Raw genomic sequence first — 20,943 nt, 5'->3', positions numbered from 1 at the left:
TTATATCATTTTTTCAGGATATTGAATACTAGTTCTAAAAAAATATTTATCATTAAAGCAGAAAAATAAGCTAACTAAACTTTATTAAAATTACTATCAAGAAAGGTAACTTATTATGTTAGAAATTAATAATAATGTAAAAACCTTAGAAAATAAGCATTGATTAAACTTATTTACAACGCATAAAAATATGTACACCAATAAATGCAAACAATTAACTAATGAATACGAAAAATTAGATGAATATTTATATAAATATCATTATCGGTTAAAACAAGGTTATAAAGTAGTTCATTTTGCATCAAGAACAATTATTACAATTTTTGATGATGTTACTTTTAAACGACGCCGATATAAATATTGAAATCAAAAATCAGGTAAATTCGAATATGTATGTTTACTAGATAAAGAAATTGGTTTATTGCCCAAACAACGCATTTATTTTGATGTCCAATTTAAAGTTTTAAGTCTTTTGGGCGATGGTAAACGGTATCGCGATGTTTTAGATGCTCTAAATCATTGTTATATTTCAAAAAGTAGTATTTCAAATATTTTAAATAAATACAATATTGCCGAATATTTTCAATTAGCAGAAAAAGAAACTAAAACTAGAATTGATATCAAAAATAAGAATTTATATATTCAACTAGATGAAACATTTTTAGCGACATTAGATCAGAAAGTTAAACAAGACCAAAGAATTCGTTTAGTTACTTTTCATACCGGACATAAAGAAAAAAAATACAAAAATGCTCGTAGAGAGTTAGAAAATAAACGAGGTCATTTTCTAATGTTAAAAGTTGGTAAACAAATAAATACGATGGATTATCGTGATTTATTAATTAAAGAATTGCAAAAACATTATGTTAATATTAATTATGACAAAATAATTGTTTGTGGTGATGGTGCTACTTGAATTAGAGAAATTGCCAATAGTTTTGGTAATGTTAGATATATTTTAGATGGTTATCATGCTATTAAAAAATTAAAACAAACTGCATTTAATATTATTTTTGAAAATCGTAAAGTAACACTAAATAGTTGAATTAAATTATATAAGGATGGAAATCATCAAGAATTAATCAAAAACATTCGTAATGTTGCTAAAAATGAATTAAATAAAGATATTAAAATAAATTTAAGAAAGGCGAGTAATTATTTCAGTAATAATAAGCAAGGTATTCATAATCAAAATTTAGAATGAAATATTGGTTGTAGCATTGAAAGTGATGTGTCACATTTGGTAAAACAACAATTAGGATATGGGGCGAAAATATATAATCATAAAAATTTAAATAACTTATTACATTTAAGAATGGCAAATTTAAACAAATTAAATGTATTACATTACATTAATGAAAATATTAATTCAGAAATAGAAATCAGAAAAGAAATATATAAAACTTCATTATGAAATAAATATAATAACAAAAATGATGATAGTTGAATTAACTATAAAGGTAATGCTGTAACAAATAAATATAATAGATTTAAGTAAGTAAAAATATTAGTTAAAATTTAATAAAATTAATAATTTTTGTTGTGTAAAAATTCAATAATATGATAAAATGAAAAAGAATAAAAATGATAATAACAAGAAAGGCAGGGTTAGTTTAGTAATTAAATAATATAATTAGCTGATTGTTTTACTTCTTCAAAGCAATACCTAAGAAAACTAAACGCGACCAATTAATAATTTTTTATTGTGTAAAAATTCAATAATATGATAAAATGAAAACGAATAAAAATGACAATAACAAGGAAAGGCAGGTTAGTTTAGTAATTAAATAATATAATTAGCTGATTGTTTTACTTCTTCAAAGCAACACCTAACAAAACTAAACGCGACCTTCATCAAGTTACTCTTACAGTGGGTTCATTTAATGATACAATAGAACTTTTCTTTAAAAATATTAAAAGAACTGATGAACAGTTATTTAATAAAGTAAAAGAGTATTTAGCGAAATTTACTAAAAATAATCCTTTTGACTTAGAAGGAATGACTGCTACTGAACAAATTCGCGATATTTTATCAAAAATGAGAAAAGATTTAAAAAGTCAATTTGGTGATGAATCTAGTCGGATGGCAATTACTATGAAGAATGTTAATAACACCATAGAAGAAGATGGTCGTTTTGACCTTAATGAAAATTATAAGAGAGTTAGTTTGACAATTGGTTCATTTACAGGCGAAATAAATGTTTATTTTAATAATTTTAAAAGAACTGATGAACAGTTATTTAATAAAGTAAAAGAGTATTTAGCGAAATTTACTAAAGATAATCCTTTTGACTTAGAAGGAATGACTATTGATAAAAAGATTAGTGATGTTTTAGAAAAACTTCGAAAAAATTTAAAAAATCAATTTGGTAAAGAATCTAGTCGGATTACGATTAGTATGTATAATGTTAATAATACCATACAATCTGATGGTCTTTTAAAGCTTGATGAAAATTATAAAGCAGTTATTTTTAAAGTTGGAACATTTAGTAAAGAAATAAGAGTTTATTTTAATAATTTTCAAAATATTAGTGATTTTTTAAATAAAATAATTGAAAAAGATGTTAATTTCTTTGATGAGATAGTAGATATTGACTATTCTAATAACAAAGAAGATGATTTAATTAATGCTAAAAAAATTGCTAATTTTTATAAAAACAAATTTGGTTGAAAAGTTAAAGTAGGTTTCACATATAGATTAAAAAATTTTGTTATTTCGTTAGATGATTATCATTTTAAATTTACTAAGTTTCTTGATGACACATTTGTTGTCCCTATTAATAAAAGTGTTATTGAAGATCAAGATTTTATTAAGGTTTTTGGTTAATAAAAATATAAATTTAAAACAAGACTTGTAAAAAAAGTCTTGTTTTTATTTGGGAGACAAATAAGATATAATTTAAGGGAAATAAATTAAAAGGTATTAAAGTAGGTGATTTAAATGGTATATGATGTAATTGTTATTGGCGGGGGACACGCTGGGGTGGAAGCAGCTTTAGCTTGTGCACGGTTGAAACATAAGACACTGATGGTCACTCTTGATCCAACAAAGATTGCGAGTATGCCTTGTAATCCATCAATTGGTGGTCCTGCTAAGGGAATTGTTGTTAGAGAAATTGATGCTTTGGGTGGTGAGATGGCTAAAGCTGCGGATAAAACAGCATTACAAATGAAGCTATTAAATAGTTCACGCGGACCAGCAGTGTGAGCAATAAGAACGCAATCCGATAAGATTGCATATAGTAAATATATGTATGATGTTATTAGGCAACAAGATAATTTAACGGTACTATCAGCAATGGTAAATGAGTTATTAATAGAAAATCATACTGTTAAGGGTATCATTTTAAATGACGGTACAATAATTAAAGCTAAAAAAGTTATTTTAACAACAGGTACTTATATGGAAGCTAAAGTTTTACAAGGGTCTAGTGTTAAACAGGAAGGTCCTGATGGACAAAAAGGTTCTTATGGAATATCAAAACAATTAGCACAATTAGGATTTAAAGTTATTCGCTTAAAAACTGGAACACCACCACGAGTTCATAAAGATAGTATTGATTACAGTAAAATGCAATTAGAATTAGGAACTGATTTACCATTAGCATTTTCTTTTTCTACAAAAGAGTTTGTGCCTTTAAAAAAACAAGTTCCTTGTTGACTTATTTATACTAATGAAAATACCCATCAAATTATTAATGAAAATTTAAAGGCATCAGCAATGTATCGTGCTATCCCCACTAGTGTTGGACCAAGATATTGTCCAAGTATTGAAGATAAGGTTGTTAGATTTGCTGATAAATCACGACATCAAATTTTTTTAGAACCAGAATCAGTTGCTTTAGAAACAATTTATGTTCAAGGATTTTCTACATCAATGCCGATTGATATTCAAGATCGGATGTTAAGAACTTTGCCGGGATTAGAAAATGTTCAAGTTCTTAAATGAGCATATGCCATTGAATATGATGCTATTGATCCTTTACAACTAAAACCAACCTTAGAAACCAAAATAATTAAAAATTTATTTAGTGCTGGACAAATTAATGGTACTAGTGGTTATGAAGAAGCTGCTTGTCAAGGATTAATGGCAGCGATTAATGTTCATTGTCAATTAGTGAATAAAGCACCATTTATTTTAAGAAGAGATGAAGCGTATATTGGCGTTTTAATTGATGACTTAGTTACTAAAGGAGTATCGGAACCTTATCGGTTATTAACTTCACGAGCTGAACATCGGATTTTTTTAAGAAATGATAATGCTGAAGATCGTTTAAAACAATATGCTTATGATATTGGTTTAGTAAGTAGGGTAGAGTGAGATGAATATCAAAAGCAATGTCAATTACAAAATATTGTTGAAAATGAATTAAGAGTAACACGATTTACACCTAATTCAACAATTCAAAAGGCATTACAAGAGAGTAATTTTTCATTGTTAACTGCTGGTATTAGTGCGTGAGATTTACTAAAACGACCAGAAATATCATTGAATTTTTTAGTACCTTATGTTACTAGTATTAATTTGTTAAATCAAAATCAAAAAACTAATTGTGAAATTAGAAATAAATTTAGTGGTTATTTAGATCGGCATCAAAAGCAAATTACGCGAAAAATTAAATTAGAAAAAAAACAAATTCCGCGAGATATTAACTATGATTTTGTTGCTAATATTGCTATTGAAGCCAAAGAAAAATTAAAGTTAGTTCAACCGCTAACAGTCGCTCAAGCTTCACGAATTTCGGGAGTTAATCCCGCCGATATTGTATCATTGTTATTTCATTTACAAAAAAAATATCCAGAAACTAGTTAATAATTAGTTTGTTAAGGTGGGAATAAAGTGGATAAAATCTTTAAATTAATAAATAGTATTAATATTGCTAGTATCTTTGCTCTTCCCATTTTTGGTTGTAGTCTTTCTGTTACTGATCAAGCAGTTATTTTTGCTAATCATCCATTAAGTATTTATGATAATGCAACAACAAAAAACTTTTATAATTCATCAATTGATATTTTAGATAATTATTGAATTATTGATAATATTGCTGATAAGAGTACGCAATTGTTATTTTGACAAAATATGTTGAATACGCATACTAAAAATAAAACAAAATATTTTATTGCTTTAAATCATAATTTTGCTAATAATATTCCTAATTTAACAAAAGAGTTAGAAAAGTCGGTTGCTACGGGTAATAAAATTATTACCTTAGATTATGATTATGTTCATAATTCTGTTAGTAATAAAATTGTTAATTTAGTTGAAATTAAATTTGATGTTTTGACAATGGGTTATAATTTAGGATATCAATCAGGTATTTATATGTTAAAAAATCATCAAGATTTTACAATGATTGATAATAAAATTCAAGTTAGTGCTGTTGAATATTTAAATGATCAATTAGCACAACGATTAACTTTTGGGTTTCAACAAGGACTATATCAAGCGCAAATTGATAGTAAACAAGATGGTGGTTATGAGTTTAATTTTGTTGATTGACAAACATCAATTGATAATCGTGATCCTTTAATTATCTCTGATTGGAATCGTAATAATATGTATAATACTGCAAAAGCATTATTAGAAAATCATCAAGTTAGTTTAATTTTTGATCCGTTGTTATTATATAGTAATAATTTAGTAAAAGCTTTTATTGATAATAATGATAATTTAAAAAAACATTATTTTGTTAGTGTTGATATTATGAATAAAGAAAAATATCATATTAAACCCAAAAATTATTTACTTGCTAGTATTAATCGTAATTTTACGGGTATATTATCTAAAATTTATCATTCTGAGGAAATAAAACCACAGTTATTAACTGATTGAAATTTCGTTAGTGATATTATTGTTGATATCCAAGATATTAAATTTTCTCATCAACAATTTGATAATAATAAATTTGTGTGAAAGTCTTTGCAATGTAATGTTATTAATGCTCCATTATCACAACATTTTTGTAAAGAAGGAACTAGCTAATGTCATCACCTTTAATTGAATTTAATAATGTTTATAAACAATATCAAGATAATTTAGTTTTAAATAATATTACTTTAAAGGTAAATTCTGGTGAAATTCATGCCTTAGTTGGTGATAATGGGGCTGGTAAAACAACTTGTGTGCGTTTATTAGCTGGTTTGGAAAATCCCACCAATGGTGTGATTAAAGTTGCTAATAAACGCATCGGACAGTTTTTGACTCCTAACTATCAAATTAGTTATGCTGGACAAGATACTTACTTTATTCCTGATTTTAGTGTTCGACAAAATATAGTTTTGGGAAATGAACCACAATTTTTGAAAATATTTATTAATTGAGGAAAAACTGAAGCTAAAATTGAAAAATTAATGCGGAAGTATAAAATTTATGTTGATTTAAATAAACAGTTTGGGATTCTTTCATTATCAGAACAAAGAAAGGTGGCATTACTAAGAGCCTTGTACCAAAAACCACGAATTTTAGTTTTAGATGAGCCAACAGTCGGTTTACCGTTGGAACAAGAAGAGGAGTTTTTACCAATTTTTAAATCTTTTATTAAAGATAAAATTACAGTAATTTTTTCAACACGAAGTAAAGAATTTGCTAAAGCAGTGTCAAATCATTATTCGTTATTAAATAAAGGTCGGATTGTGTGGACAAAGCATAATAAAAATGTTTTAAAAGTAAAGAAAATTCAACATAAATATTGAACAACAATGATTGACCATAAAAAAGAATCTTTTAAAAAAAGGGAATTAGTATTATATGCTGAAGATATTAGTTTTAATAAACGCAATTATCCAAAATTAGAAGGCATTGATTTAATTTTACAAGTTGGTGAAATTTTAGGAGTTTATGATCGCACAAATATTAGTAGTTCCTTAATTGGGGATATAATTTCAGGAAAAACTAAATCACCAACAGTAAGAATATTTTTTAAAAATGATAGTATTAATAAAAAGAATCAGGCGTATCGTTATAAATTAGGCATTGATTTAGTACCAGAAAATTTTTTACAAGATGCAACTATTGATAGTTATTCTTTAATTGATAATTTTATTTTATGACATCATAATAATCCTAAATATTTAAATGCTGGGGTTTTAAGGCGTGATGATATTTGATTTAAATTAAAAAAGATTTTACAAAATTATCAAATGCCTGATTTTATTAATGGTAATAGTATTGCCAATACTTTATCTAATGGTGAATTACAAAAATTTGTTTTAGCAAGGACATTAGAAACAAACCCGAAAGTTGTTATTTTAGTTAATCCGTTAATGCATTTAGATAATGATTCAGCAAAATTGATTATTAATCGTATTATTGCCTTGCAAAAAAAAGGCGTAGCATTTCTTTTAATTGATTGTGATTCGCATCTTTTAGAATTATTAGCTAATCGGGTGACAGTTATTCAAAATGGGAGAATGGTTGCTACCTTAGAAGGGGATGATGTTAAAAGTAATATTTTAAACAATCCACTGATTCTTTCTAAAAAACGCGAAGATTTGATTGATAAACATATTCAAATTACTAAAAGTGAATTAAAATATAAAAGTATTTCTCGAAAAGTTTTATTGTGGCAAAAAATTATTAATAAAATTACAATAGTTAAAGATAAAATTGTGCAAGTAATAGCGACAATTAAAATAAGGATTACTGGTGGTTAGAAATGAATATTATAAGAAATTTTTGAACTAACAAAAAATTAAAAGCAGCAACGGTGGTTTCATTAACAGTAGTTTTGCTTTTTGTCTTATCGGCAATAATCTTTACGCTTTTTAAAGTTAGTTCTTTGAAAGCATATGATACATTATTTTTAATGCCTTTTAATGATATTAATCATTTTCATAATTTTGTAAATTCATTTTCATATTTGCTATTAGCATCATTAGCTTCGTTAGTAGCATTTCGGTTTCGAATTTATAATCTTGGAGTTATTGGGCAAATGATTATTGGGGCAACAATCACATTTATTACTTCACGATTATTAAGTGCTGTTGGTATTACTACTAAATTTACAACAATGTTATTAATTTTAGTATCAATTATTGCAGGGGCATTGTATGCTCTCATTGCTGGTTTTTTTAAAACTTATTTTAAGATTAATGAAATGGCATCAACTTTGTTGCTTAATATTATTGCTTTTAATATTTATTATCATTTACCAGAATGAAGTCAATATAATGATGGTATTATTAATAATAATGCTTCTTTAATAATTAAATTAAGTATGACGGTTTATTTTTCTATTACAATTTTTATTGCTTTGTTTATTTATGGTTTTGTAACGATTTTATTAGATCGTCGCGTGTTTGGTTTTCGTTTAGAATTAACCGTTGCTAATGCTGAGGCGGCGCAATATGCAAGATTAAATCCTAATGCTAAGCAATTAATTATTATGACAATTTCAGGAGCAATTGCCGGAATCGCAGGCTATACTTATTTTGTTGCTAATCTAAATAAATTAGGAACATTAAGTTCAACAATGTTACAAGAATTTGATAATTTGTTGATTCCCTTATGAGCATTTAATTCGCGTATTGGGGTTTTGTTGCTTAGTATTTTAGTTGGTTTAATTCGTTCGCAAACTCAATTTCTTTCGTTGACATCATTTGATTATGAAATCATTGATATTATTTTTTCATTTTGTATTACCATTTCTGTTTTAGTAAGTTATATTATTTTATGAAAACAAGAACCAAAGTTTTTAATTAATTTTAGAATGCGGGAGGCGTTAGTAAACCAACGACCTGATGTTAATGATGCAACTAATATAATTAATAAGGGGCGACGATAATTATGAATATTGTTAATATTTTTATTAGTAGTTTATCATTATCAGCACCATTACTATTCGCAGCTATGGGATGTTTAATAATGCAAAAAGCGGGGATTTTAAATTTTGGTGTTGATGGCGTAATGATTTTAGGGGGGTTATCGTATGCAATTGTGATTAAACAATATTTATTTCTTGGTGATAATATTTGTTTTTTAGGTTTTTTTTTAGCATTTGTTATTGGTATGGGATTAGGTTTAATTCATGCGGTATTAACGGTTTCTTTAAAAACTAATCAGTTTCTTGTTTCATTTATTTGAAATTATTTGGCTTTAGGTTTGAGTTCGCTAATTTTAATATTTAATTATGGACAAAGAACATTAGATGCTAATGAAATTTTTATTGCTCCAATATTTATCGGATATCCGTTATCTTTAGTTTTTATTTTTAATGTTATTTTAATATTAGTTGTTTCTTCTTTTTTCTTTTTAACGCGAATGGGGTTATATTTTAAAGCAGCTGGAAAGAATGCTGTTGTTTTAACTTTAAGTCAAATAAATGTTGTTAAAATTCGTTATTTAGCAGTTATTGTTGGCTTTGGTTTAATAGCATTAGGTGGTGCATTTTTTACAAACCAAAAAGGCACTTTTGATGTTAGTGTTAATAATATCGGATTAATTGCTTTTGCGATTGTGGCATTAAGTCAATGAGCAGTATTTCGCAGCGCATTTTTTACTTATTTAGTAACAGTTTTACTTGAATTTAGTGGATTTTTACGACAAGATAGTAATAAGTGATGATGGACAATATTACCTTATGTTTTACCATTATTAATTGCGCCACTATTTGCATTATATGAAAAAAATGATCGGATGTCAAAAATGTTAAATACGCCGTATACGAAGGAAAAAAGTTAAGATGTTAGTTAGTTTATTAAAGAAAATAAATATTGTTTGTTCTAATGAACAAATAAAACAATTAGAAAAATATTTTGAATTATTGCAACAATGAAATGAGAAAATGAATCTTACAACAATAATTAGTAAAGAAGAGGTTTATCAAAAACATTTTTTTGATTCATTGTTATTAACAAAAAATGTTGTTTTAGAACAACAACTCATATGTGATGTTGGTACGGGAGCTGGATTTCCAGGAATCGTTATTAAGATTTTATTTCCGAAGGTTAAATTATTTCTTGTTGAAGCAATTACTAAAAAGTGTTTATTTTTACAAGCAGTAGTTGAAAACTTATTTTTAAAAGATGTAACGATTATTAATAATCGTGTTGAAAATATTGCGATTCAATATCGTGATTTTTTTGATATTGTTACTGTCAGAGCGGTTGCTCAGTTGAATATGTTATTAGAATTATGTATACCAATTGTAAAAGTTAAAGGAATGTTTATTGCTTTAAAATCAGAAACTAATCAAGAATTATTTAATAGTCAAAATGCTTTAAAAGTTTTAAATACAGAGTTAATATCTACTTATAGTAGTAATTGAAATTTTTTAGGTAAAAGAACAATTTTATATTTTATTAAGCAAAAAGCGATTGATAAATTATATCCGCGAGATTTTGCTAAAATAAAACGGTGACCATTATAATTTTTAATAAACTCTTGTTATAATGTTAATATAATTAGGTAAAATATTTGGAAATCTTAAAAAAGGAAGTTAAAATTTATGGCTAAAGTAATTGCAATTGCTAATCAAAAAGGTGGTGTTGGCAAAACGACAACATCAATAAATCTTGCTGCTGGTTTGGGCAGATATGGACAAAAAGTTTTGCTGATTGATTTAGATCCACAAGGAAATAGTACAACAGGAATTGGTGCTGATAAAAGTAAAATTGAAAGGTGTATGTTTGATGTTTTAGTTAATGATATTGCTCTTAGTGAAATTATTCAAAAAAATGTTTGTCAAAATGTTGATTTAGCACCAGCAACATTATCATTAGCAAGTGCTGATTTACATTTATTAGAACAATCTAAGGATAAGCAAAATATTTTGTTGGATAAGTTAAAAGGTATTCTTAATAATTATCATTATATTATTATTGATTGTCCACCATCATTAGGATTATTAAATCGTAATGCGTTAAGTGCATCTAATACGGTAATTATTCCGATTCAAGCTGAATATTATGCTTTAGAAGGATTAACGCAATTGTTAACTTCAATTAGATTTGTTCAACAAAGAAGTAATAAAAATTTAACTATTGAAGGTATTTTATTAACAATGTTTGATACTAGAACAAAGTTATCGTATGAAGTAATGCAAGAAGCACAAAAGTATTTTAAAGAGAAAGTATATAAAACTTATATTCCGCGAAATATTAAAATATCGGAAGCGCCATCAAATGGGGATGATATTTTTAGTTATGCCGAAAATTCATCGGGGGCAATTGCTTATATGGAACTAGTTAAGGAGGTATTGCTAAATAATGGCACAGAACAACAAATTAATAACTAAAAAAAGATTATCGGTTAAAGGATTAGATAAGATTTTTGGTGAAGAAATTAATGATTTAATTAGTGAAATTGAAGCCAATGATGAAATTAAGCAAAATGCGGTTAAAATTTCATTAGATGAAATTCGTAGTAATCCTTATCAACCACGAATTGTTTTTGATGATGCTGAGATTACACAATTAGGACAATCAATTGTTAAGCATGGGGTTATTCAACCAATTATTGTTAAGAAATCAATTAATGGTTATGAAGTTGTTGCGGGAGAAAGAAGAATGCGGGCTTGTAAAAAGGTCGGATTAACTCATATTCCAGCAATTATTATTAATTTATCTGATAATTTATCTGATAAACAAATGATGGAAATTGCTTTAATTGAGAATATTCAAAGAGTTGATTTAAATACCATTGAAGAGGCACAAGCATATCGTGATTTAATGAATAAATTAAACTTAACGCAAGGTGAAGTGGCAATGCAAGTCGGAAAGTCACGGCCACATATTGCTAATATTATGCGAATTTTAAATTTACCGCAAAAAATCCAAGATTATGTTTTAAATGGTCAATTAACGATGGGGCAGGTGAAGCCATTATTAGCTTTACAAGATGATATGGAATTAGTTTATCGTTTAAGTGAACGCATTTTTAAAGAAAATTTAACATCTAGAAAGGTTGAAGATATTGTTCGGGCCTATCAATTACAAATTGGTAAGAAAGATAAAAATGACCAAAAGGTTGGTGTTTTGCCAAAGTGAGAATATGCACCTGTCGCTGAAAAAATGATTAAAATTTTAGGAACTAAGGTTGTCATTGATGATAATCGTATTATCATTAAGTTTTCTAATGATAAAGATTTGAATCGCATTTTGGAAGTTCTTAAAATTATTTAAATTATTAAATAATTTTCTGTAAAATAAATCAGATTTTAAATTTTTCTAAATAATAGAAAAATTGCGATTTTATTAAGATTATTGGTATAATTAATAGATAAATATTTGTTTTAGGAAATTAATATTTTATACTATTAGCATTTTATTTATTTTTATTAATTAAATATTAAATATGAAAGAGGAATAAAGAAATTATGTCTTTAAAAGCAGGAATTGTTGGATTACCTAATGTTGGAAAATCAACATTATTTAATGCCATTACCAATTCTAAAGTTGAAGCTGCAAATTATCCTTTCACAACGATTAATCCTAATGTTGGTATTGTTAAAGTACCCGATAGTAGACTTAATAAGTTGGAAGAAATTTTTCAACCTGAGAAAGTTATTGCTAATAATTTTGAGTTTACAGATATTGCGGGACTTGTTAAAGGGGCATCATTAGGCCATGGTTTAGGTAATAAGTTTTTAGGTCATATTCGTGAAGTTGATGCGATTTGTGAAGTTGTGCGTTGTTTTGATGATAGTAATGTTAATCATGTTGAAACTACGATTGATCCGATTAGAGATATTGAAATTATTAATTTAGAATTAATTTTAGCAGATTATGATATCGTTATTAAAATATTACAAAAATTAGAAAAACTTGTTAAAAATGATAAAAATCCAGTTTTACTGAAAGAAATTAATTTATTAAAGAAAATTAAAGAAGCGTTATTTGATGGTAAACCGATTCGGCGTTTAGAATTAACAGTTGAAGAAGTTAATTTGATTAAACATTATAGTTTTTTAACTAGTAAACCAATTTTGTATATTGCAAATATTAGTGAAAAAGATTTAGTGGATAAAACTAATAAGTGAGTTGAAAAAGTTAAGGATTATGCTATTGCTGAGAAATCACAAGTTATTGTTATTTGTGCAAAAACAGAATTAGAAATTTCATCGTTAGAAGATAATGATAAAGAAGAGTTTTTAAAATCATTAAATTTAGAAACATCAGGCTTAGATCAGATGATTTCAAAAACATATCGCACATTAGGTTTATCAACATTTTTTACAGCTGGTAAGAAAGAAGTTCGTGCTTGAACATTTAAAAGTGGTATGGAAGCTGTTGAATGTGCTAGTATTATTCATACTGATATTTCTCGTGGTTTTATTAAATTAGAAGTTTATAGTTATGATGATTTAGTTAAATATGGTAGTGAGAATGCCGTTAAATTGTCAGGAAAGTTACGATTTGAAGGGAAAAATTATTTAGTTTCTGATGGTGATATTTGTTATTTCCGTTTTAATGTTTAAAGTCTTTAAGTTATTGAGCATTTTTATGTACAATAAAGTAATTATTATAGTGTAAAATAAATTAGTAGTTAAAAACTAATTTATTTTTTTATATATTAAAAGAAATGGAGATAATGGATGAAGAAAATACGATTACGCTATGCACCTAGTCCAACAGGATATTTACATATTGGTGGTGCCAGAACAGCAATTTTTAATTATCTATTTGCTAAACATTATAATGGCACATTTATTGTGCGAATTGAAGATACTGATTTAGAACGAAATGTTAGTGGTGGTATTGCGTCACAATTAGATAATTTGCGATGATTAAATATTGTTATTGATGAAACTATTGATACATTAGGTAATTTTGGTCCATATCAACAAACTGAGCGCTTACAAATTTATATTAAATATGCTAATGAGCTTGTTACTAATAATTTAGCATATTATTGTTATTGTTCAGCAGAACAATTAAGTCAAGTGAAACAAAAGCAAATTGATCAAGGAATAGCGCCAAGTTATGATGGTAAATGTTGAAGTCTTTCTATTAGTGATATTAAAGCAAAAGAAGTTTTAGGGATTAAACCAAGTATTAGAATCCGAATTCCAGAAAATAAATCTTATATTCTTAATGATTTGGTACGAAAAGAAGTAATATTTGCTAGTAAAGATATTAGTGATTTTGTTATTATTAAATCAAATGGGGTGGCGACTTATAATTTTGCTGTTGTTATTGATGATTATTTAATGAAAATTAGTCATGTTTTACGAGGTGAGGAGCATTTATCTAATACTCCAAAGCAATTAGTAGTCTATGAAGCTTTTAATTGAACACCATCAATTTTTGGTCATTTACCATTAATTGTTAATGAAAATCGGAAAAAATTGTCAAAACGCGATGGAACAATTGTACAATTTATTAGTCAGTATCGCGAATTAGGATATTTACCAGCAGCGTTATTTAATTTTTTTGTTTTATTAGGCTGATCACCACCAGATACGCAAGAAATTTATTCAATATCGCAATTAATTGCTATTTTTGATGAAAATCGTTTTAGTAAATCTAGTAGTTTGTTTGATGTTAATAAACTTAATTGAATTAATAATAAGTATATTCAAAAATTAGATGCGATTGCTTACTGAGAATTATGTTTGCCATTTTTATGTAAAGTTTATGAAATAAAAGCATATCCGTTAGTTTGATGACAAGAAGTAGTTGCTTTGTATCAGCAAGAATTAATTTATGGACAACAAATAAGTGGTTTAGTTGCGATGTTTATTGAAGATGATATTGTGGCTACGGAAGTTATTGAATATTTAAAAACTAATGATGTTTTATTAGTCATTAATAATTTTAAGCAATTAATTCAAAATTTAAAGCAATGAGATGATGATAGTATTAATGGTATTATTACTACAATTAAAAAAGAACAAAATCTTAAAGGTAAAGACTTATTGATGCCAATTAGAATTGCTAGTTCAAAACGAATGGTAGGACCACAATTAGTAAAAACAATTAAACTTTTAGGTCAAAAAAAAGTAATGAATAATATTAATGAAATATTAGAAATATTTAATAGGGTGGGGTAAGATGATGAGTCAATGAATGGTTCGTGATAGTATTTATGGTAATATTAATGTTCAAGAATCAGTTATTATTGCTTTAATTAATAGTAAAGAGTTTCAACGCTTAAGAAGAATTTTGCAATTAGGTGGTGGACAATTTGTTTTTCCTAGTGCTGTTCATAATCGCTTTAGTCATTCATTAGGAGTTTATTATTTAATTGATAAAATTTTTAGAAATTCTAGTTTTGATAATGTATCTAATGAAGAAAAAACTTTAACAAAAATTGCTGGTTTATTACATGATTTAGGGCATGGTCCTTTTTCTCATAGTTTTGAAAAAGTTTCGCCAATTAATCATGAACAATGAACAATTGCCATTATTCAAAATGAACAATCGCAAATTAATCAAGTTTTAAAAGCATTTAATATTGATGTGCAAGCTGTTTGTCAAATTATTGCTAAAACCCATCCTAATAAAATTCTTTTATCATTAGTAAGTTCCCAACTTGATTGTGATCGGATGGATTATTTGTTAAGAGATTCTTATCATACAGGTGTTGAATATGGAAATTTTGATATTGATTGAATTATGGAAAATTTACGAATTATTAATAATGAAATTGTTTATGATGAAAAAGCATTATTTGCAATTGAAAATTATTTGTTAGGTCGTTATCATATGTATTGGCAAATTTATAATCATAAAGTTGGCATTAGTTTTGATTATTTATTAGTAAATATTTTTAAACGCTTAAAATATTTATTTACAAAAAATTTTAAGTTTAAAACTGATATTGCTTTAGTTGTACCTTTATTACAAGAAAATAATTCCGAACAATTAAATGTAAGTCATTATTTACAACTTGATGATTATAGTTTAATGAGTCTTTTTAGTTTATTAGCTAAAGAAGAAGATAATATTTTGCAAGATTTAACAGACCGCATTGTTAATCGAAGATTTTTTAAATTAATTCCTAATGTCAATGCTAATGATTTAAAAAACTATCAAAAATTGTTAGTTGCAGGAAATTATGATTTAGATTATTATTTAATTATTGAAGAATTTAATCAGCCAACATTATATCAGCAAAACTTAATGGAGCAACCAATTAAATTAGTTAATAAAAATGATCTAGTATTTAATTTAGAAAAAAAATCTAAATTGATTAATACTAATGAACAAAGTAGTAAACAAGTTGAAAAACAACAATATGTATTATTACCAAAAGAAGTTTTAGTACAAACATAGATTTAGAAGGAGATAATATATGAATAAGTCTTTAGTTGATCTGGCATATGAATTTCTTATTAAGCGAAAACACGCTGGTTTTAAAGAAATTTATGATTATGTTAAGATTGCCAAGGAAACACCAATTGAAGCTGAAGCAAAAGAAATGGTTAATTTATATACTGATATGGTATTGGATAATCGTTTTTTGTTAATTCAGGATAACGAATGGGGGTTACGACAAGATTATAAGTATGATGAAATTAAGAAACAATTAGAATTTTTATTTGCTATTAATGATGATATTGATCCTAAGAAATTAGAAGTTACTGAAATTATTGATGAAGTTGATGATACTTTTGAAGAAAGTATTGATGATGAAGAAGATGAAGTTGATTGAGATGAAATTGAAAAAGAAATGGAAGAAAATAACTAGTTGTTAGAGTTAAAGAAGGTGAATTATAATGACAAAATATATTTTTATTACGGGTGGTGTAGTTTCCAGTTTAGGTAAGGGAATTGCTGGCGCTTCAATTGGTCATATTTTAAAAGATAGTGGATTAAAGGTTTTTATGCAAAAATTTGATCCATATATTAATGTTGATCCAGGAACAATGAATCCCTATGAGCATGGTGAGGTTTTTGTTACTGCTGATGGTAGTGAGACTGATTTAGATTTAGGTCATTATGAACGCTTTATTGATGAAAATTTGACTTGCTATTCATCAATTACTGCTGGTAAAGCATATTTAGAAGTAATTGAAAAAGAGCGGAATGGTGATTATGAAGGTAAAACAGTTCAAGTAGTACCGCATTTAACAGATATTATTAAGAATAAGATTTATTTAGCGTCAACTGTTAGTAAAGCCGATATTATTATTGGTGAAATTGGGGGCACAGTTGGTGATATTGAGTCATTACCATTTATTGAAACGATTCGGCAAATAAGAATGGAAAAAGGGAAAGAAAATGTGTTATTTATTCATGTTGCTTTAGTACCATTTATTGCTGCTAGTGGTGAATTTAAAACAAAGCCAGTTCAACATTCAGTTAAAGAATTATTGTCGTTAGGAATTCAACCAGATATTGTTCTTGCTCGTAGTGAACAAGAATTATCAGCACAATTAATTGATAAAATTTCTTTATTTTGTAATGTTAATCGTAATGCTGTTTTTAGTGCTTATGATGTGGATAATATTTATAAAGTACCAATTGTTCTTTATGAACAAGATATTTTAACAACGCTTGCTTCGTTGCTACATTTAAAAATTAAACATAATAATTTAAAGAAATTAAAATTGTTTTTACAAAAAGCTAGTGATGCTAAAAATAAAGTTATTACAATTTATTTAGTTGGTAAGTATATTGAATTACCGGATGCGTATTTATCAGTTTTAGAGTCATTAAAGTTAGCTGGTTATGAAAAAGGTGTTGAAGTTAACGTGCAATGAATTAGTGCCAATGATATTGATGAAAATAATTATGAAGATATTTTTAAACATTGTAAAGGTATTATTGTACCTGGTGGGTTTGGTTATCGGGGCATTGAAGGAAAAATATTAGCTGCTAAGTATGCTAGAAAACATCATATTCCTTATTTTGGCATTTGTTTAGGCATGCAAACGGCATTAATTGAATTTGCCCAAGATGTTTGTAAATTACCAGATGCTCATTCTGAGGAGTTTTTTCCTGAATGTAAAAATCCGATATTACATTTAATTAGAGGAAAAAACTCAACTGATCATATTGGTGGTACATTGCGACTAGGAAATTATGATATTACTATTGAAGATAAAACGCATGTTTCGAAATTATACAAGAAGAAGGTTATCCAAGAACGCCATCGGCATCGTTACGAAGTAAATAATGATTATTTGGATTTATTTAAAGAAAAAGGAATTATTTTTAGTGGTATGTATAAAGAACAATCTTTAGTGGAAATTATTGAATTAAAGAACCATCCGTTTTTTATTGGTAGTCAATTTCATCCTGAATTTACTTCCCGACCAAGCAAATCAAATCCATTATTTATTGGATTTATTGAAGCAGTAATTAAAGCATATTAACAAATTTTAATCTTGGAGGATAGAAATGACAAAATTAGTTAATCCAACAGCAATGTTGCAAAAAGCGAGAAAAGAAAATTATGCAATTGCGCATTTTAATATTAATAATTTAGAATGAATTAAAGCAATTTTAAAAGCAGTACAAGAAACTAATAGTCCAGTAATTTTAGGAGTATCCGAAGGGGCAATTAAATATATGGGGGGAGTTAAAACGGTTTATGGATTAGTTACTAATCTAATGGATTTCATTAAGGTGACTGTTCCCGTAGCATTACATTTAGACCACGGTCAAACTGTTGAATCGTGTATTGCAGCGATTGATGCTGGTTTTTCTTCAGTAATGTTTGATGGTAGTCATCATCCTCTTGCTGAAAATTTAAAATTAACTGCCCAAGTAGTAGATTATGCTCATCGTAAAAATGTTGCTGTTGAGGCCGAAGTGGGAACTATTGGTGGTGAAGAAGATGGTGTTATTGGTACGGGCGAATTAGCAACCCTTGATGAATGTCAAGCAATGAAAAACTTGGCGGTTGATTTTTTAGCTGCCGGAATTAACAATATTCATGGTCCATATCCTAAAAATTGGGACGGTTTAAAATTAGATTTGTTAAAAAATATTTCTGAAAATATTTCTTTACCACTAGTATTACACGGTGGTTCGGGAATTGATATGGAACAAATTAAACAAGCGATTAGTTTAGGAATTAGTAAAATTAATGTTAATACGGAATTACAATTAGAATTTCAACAAGCAACCCGACAGTATATTATTGCTGAAAAAGATCAAGTGGGTAAAGGTTATGATCCGCGAAAATTATTAAATCCGGGAACTGTTGCTGTTGAGAATAAAGCGAAACAATTATTAGCAGAGTTTGGTAGTTTAGGTAAAGCTTAATTTAAAAAAGAATATTAATGTATTAAAAGAACGCCTTTAAAGGCGTTCTTTTTTTATTTATCATAATCCATAATCCAGATAAAGGATAAATCAGTTAATTGAAAAGTAAAACTTTTAATATTGATTTACTATCAAATAATACTTTTTAAAATTATGTGATAAAATATTTTATATTAAAGGATATTAAACTATCACTTGTAAACTTTAAAAATATTTTAGGAGATAATTGTAATGTGAAAAATGATTAGTTTTTTTAATATTTATTTATTAGTAAGTATTAGTTTTGTAAAACCACTATATCTTGTTAATGAGGATAATGAAAATCTTTTAACTGGTTATCGTTGTGCTTTTGAACCCAATAATCGTAACGAACTAATAATAAGAGATAAAAATCGTAGTCAATATTTAGATGTGAATAGTGATGATGCTATTGGTATGGAAGTTATTATGCAGTATGCAAAGATGGTTAGAAAATATTATTTTCAATCTGGTCGCGTTTAGTTTTCTTAGGTATTTTTTAAAAAAGAAAAAATAGTCATTTACTATAAATTATTTCAATATGCAAATTAAGTATATATTTCTTATGTATGATTTTTGTTGTAAAAAATTATTTTAATGTTGTTTTTATAAGCATTTTACTTAGTTTTTATAACCTTTTATTAAGAATATGTTTGTTAATATTAAATATTTTGTTTTATTAATTATTTTTCAAGTAAAAAGGTAATAAATTTTTAGTTGCTTTTCTTTCAAAATTATTCAAATCTTTACCCACCTAACAAAACTTTATGCGCCCTTTCAATCTCAAGAAATAGCATCATTAAGGTCTTGTTATGAAGAAATATTAAAAGTTTCGGAAAATAGTAAATTGGCGTATGATAAGTTTATCCATAATACTAAACAATTACAAAATGAATCAGGTTATTTTCCTTCTTTAACAACATTAATTGCTAAAATTAGAACAACAATATTACGCCATAATTATTATCCGCTGTTAGATTTTAATTCTATTATTAATGTTGTTGGTAGCGAAGAACAACATTTATTAAGTTTATATAATTATCTAAGTAAATATTATGGTATTGAAAATATTAAGCGTTGACTGTTTACTCTTGTTTTTACTAATAATATCCAAAAACGCTATTCAGGAGTTTTAGGGATTACAGTATTAAATAGTTTTTATGGCTATCAGTTTATTGCTTTAGATTCAAATATTTTAAGTAAAAATGTTGTTTTTGAAAATTATCAGTTAGGTCATTGAGTATCTAATAATATTATTACGGGTGTTATTCATGAATATGGGCATATGTTAGAATTTGCTTTATCGTTTTTACCTGAACAATTAAATAAAAACATTTTACCAAATAAAGTTACTAATAATGAAAGCAATTATTTTTTAAACAATTGGTTTTCACAAGTTGATTATAAAAATATTAATAATAATATTAATTAGAGGTTATAAAGTTCAACCAAGTAATTTTTCAGCATCTAATGAATTTATTCGTTTTATTGGTGAAAAATTAGGTTTTAATCCTGCCAATATTAATGTTTGAAAAGTAGAAGATAATAATGAATTTTTGGAAATTAATCGTAGTACCTTAATAAGTGCTTTAGTATCAAAATTATTTGTTGATAGTCGTTATGGCAAGTTTACTGATTGAAATGAGCAATTTGCCGAGTTAGTTAGTCAATGATTATTAACACCGAATAATTATAAGCAAAATAAACTTTCCGTTCGTTGAACTTTATTAAATGAGTTTTTTTTTAGAATACTTACCTAAAAAATATCAA

General features: G+C 26.6%; 20 protein-coding genes. All 20 read left to right on the top strand.

Features of this window, described 5'->3' with window-relative positions:
- The first annotated feature begins 115 nt into the window (after window positions 1-115).
- The 20 genes from AAHF53_RS05075 (at window position 116) to AAHF53_RS04980 (ending at window position 20,933) form a co-directional block, all read left to right on the top strand.
- The gene (locus tag AAHF53_RS05075) at window positions 116-1,498 is read left to right on the top strand and encodes an Mbov_0401 family ICE element transposase-like protein (protein ID WP_342189703.1); all 1,383 of its coding nucleotides are present in this window, start codon (window positions 116-118) and stop codon (window positions 1,496-1,498) included.
- 372 nt (window positions 1,499-1,870) lie between these two features.
- Window positions 1,871-2,827, top strand: a complete 957-nt coding sequence (locus tag AAHF53_RS05070) for an SIMPL domain-containing protein (protein ID WP_342189702.1) — start codon at window positions 1,871-1,873, stop codon at window positions 2,825-2,827.
- A 114-nt stretch (window positions 2,828-2,941) separates the two neighbouring features.
- The gene (gene mnmG, locus AAHF53_RS05065; protein WP_342189701.1) at window positions 2,942-4,813 is read left to right on the top strand and encodes a tRNA uridine-5-carboxymethylaminomethyl(34) synthesis enzyme MnmG; all 1,872 of its coding nucleotides are present in this window, start codon (window positions 2,942-2,944) and stop codon (window positions 4,811-4,813) included.
- A gap of 27 nt (window positions 4,814-4,840) precedes the next feature.
- A complete protein-coding gene (locus tag AAHF53_RS05060; RefSeq protein ID WP_342189700.1) occupies window positions 4,841-5,983 on the top strand; it encodes a hypothetical protein in 1,143 nt (380 codons plus the stop codon).
- Window positions 5,983-7,653: an ATP-binding cassette domain-containing protein gene (locus AAHF53_RS05055; protein WP_342189699.1), complete on the top strand. Its 1,671-nt coding sequence runs from the start codon at window positions 5,983-5,985 to the stop codon at window positions 7,651-7,653. Before AAHF53_RS05060 ends, AAHF53_RS05055 begins: the two co-directional genes overlap by 1 nt.
- 2 nt (window positions 7,654-7,655) lie before the next feature.
- A complete protein-coding gene (locus AAHF53_RS05050; RefSeq protein WP_342189698.1) occupies window positions 7,656-8,783 on the top strand; it encodes an ABC transporter permease subunit in 1,128 nt (375 codons plus the stop codon).
- A gap of 2 nt (window positions 8,784-8,785) precedes the next feature.
- The gene (locus tag AAHF53_RS05045) at window positions 8,786-9,679 is read left to right on the top strand and encodes an ABC transporter permease subunit (protein WP_342189697.1); all 894 of its coding nucleotides are present in this window, start codon (window positions 8,786-8,788) and stop codon (window positions 9,677-9,679) included.
- A gap of 1 nt (window position 9,680) precedes the next feature.
- Window positions 9,681-10,367 carry a 16S rRNA (guanine(527)-N(7))-methyltransferase RsmG gene (rsmG, locus tag AAHF53_RS05040; RefSeq protein ID WP_342189696.1) on the top strand — a complete coding sequence of 229 codons (687 nt, stop codon included), beginning with the start codon at window positions 9,681-9,683 and terminating at the stop codon, window positions 10,365-10,367.
- Between the two features lie 78 nt (window positions 10,368-10,445).
- Window positions 10,446-11,234 (top strand): AAA family ATPase, encoded by a 789-nt coding sequence (locus AAHF53_RS05035; RefSeq protein WP_338967619.1) that lies wholly within the window; start codon window positions 10,446-10,448, stop codon window positions 11,232-11,234.
- On the top strand, window positions 11,206-12,120 hold the full coding sequence (locus AAHF53_RS05030; protein ID WP_342189695.1) for a ParB/RepB/Spo0J family partition protein: 915 nt from the start codon (window positions 11,206-11,208) through the stop codon (window positions 12,118-12,120). Before AAHF53_RS05035 ends, AAHF53_RS05030 begins: the two co-directional genes overlap by 29 nt.
- A gap of 194 nt (window positions 12,121-12,314) precedes the next feature.
- Window positions 12,315-13,415: a redox-regulated ATPase YchF gene (gene ychF, locus AAHF53_RS05025; protein ID WP_342189694.1), complete on the top strand. Its 1,101-nt coding sequence runs from the start codon at window positions 12,315-12,317 to the stop codon at window positions 13,413-13,415.
- Between the two features lie 117 nt (window positions 13,416-13,532).
- Window positions 13,533-14,990 carry a glutamate--tRNA ligase gene (gltX, locus tag AAHF53_RS05020; protein WP_342189693.1) on the top strand — a complete coding sequence of 486 codons (1,458 nt, stop codon included), beginning with the start codon at window positions 13,533-13,535 and terminating at the stop codon, window positions 14,988-14,990.
- A gap of 1 nt (window position 14,991) precedes the next feature.
- Window positions 14,992-16,215: an HD domain-containing protein gene (locus AAHF53_RS05015; RefSeq protein WP_342189692.1), complete on the top strand. Its 1,224-nt coding sequence runs from the start codon at window positions 14,992-14,994 to the stop codon at window positions 16,213-16,215.
- Between the two features lie 19 nt (window positions 16,216-16,234).
- Window positions 16,235-16,630 carry a DNA-directed RNA polymerase subunit delta gene (gene rpoE / locus AAHF53_RS05010; RefSeq protein WP_342189691.1) on the top strand — a complete coding sequence of 132 codons (396 nt, stop codon included), beginning with the start codon at window positions 16,235-16,237 and terminating at the stop codon, window positions 16,628-16,630.
- 28 nt (window positions 16,631-16,658) lie between these two features.
- Window positions 16,659-18,260, top strand: coding sequence for a CTP synthase (locus AAHF53_RS05005; protein WP_342189690.1), 1,602 nt, complete (start codon window positions 16,659-16,661; stop codon window positions 18,258-18,260).
- A gap of 25 nt (window positions 18,261-18,285) precedes the next feature.
- Complete coding sequence (gene fba / locus AAHF53_RS05000) at window positions 18,286-19,155, top strand: class II fructose-1,6-bisphosphate aldolase (protein WP_342189689.1); 870 nt, start codon at window positions 18,286-18,288, stop codon at window positions 19,153-19,155.
- A 231-nt stretch (window positions 19,156-19,386) separates the two neighbouring features.
- Window positions 19,387-19,656, top strand: a complete 270-nt coding sequence (locus AAHF53_RS04995) for a hypothetical protein (RefSeq protein ID WP_342189688.1) — start codon at window positions 19,387-19,389, stop codon at window positions 19,654-19,656.
- Between the two features lie 234 nt (window positions 19,657-19,890).
- On the top strand, window positions 19,891-20,016 hold the full coding sequence (locus AAHF53_RS04990) for a hypothetical protein (protein WP_342189687.1): 126 nt from the start codon (window positions 19,891-19,893) through the stop codon (window positions 20,014-20,016).
- A 4-nt stretch (window positions 20,017-20,020) separates the two neighbouring features.
- The gene (locus tag AAHF53_RS04985) at window positions 20,021-20,605 is read left to right on the top strand and encodes a hypothetical protein (RefSeq protein ID WP_342189686.1); all 585 of its coding nucleotides are present in this window, start codon (window positions 20,021-20,023) and stop codon (window positions 20,603-20,605) included.
- On the top strand, window positions 20,571-20,933 hold the full coding sequence (locus AAHF53_RS04980) for a hypothetical protein (RefSeq protein WP_342189685.1): 363 nt from the start codon (window positions 20,571-20,573) through the stop codon (window positions 20,931-20,933). The genes AAHF53_RS04985 and AAHF53_RS04980 overlap by 35 nt, the downstream gene beginning before the upstream one ends.
- Window positions 20,934-20,943 lie beyond the last annotated feature (10 nt).

Origin of the sequence: Spiroplasma endosymbiont of Dilophus febrilis (genome assembly GCF_964030685.1) — a bacterium.
In the GTDB taxonomy this organism is placed as follows: domain Bacteria; phylum Bacillota_I; class Bacilli_A; order Mycoplasmatales; family Nriv7; genus Nriv7.
Note: the sequence above shows the minus strand (reverse complement) of the source record. Positions and strands in the feature narration are given on the sequence as shown.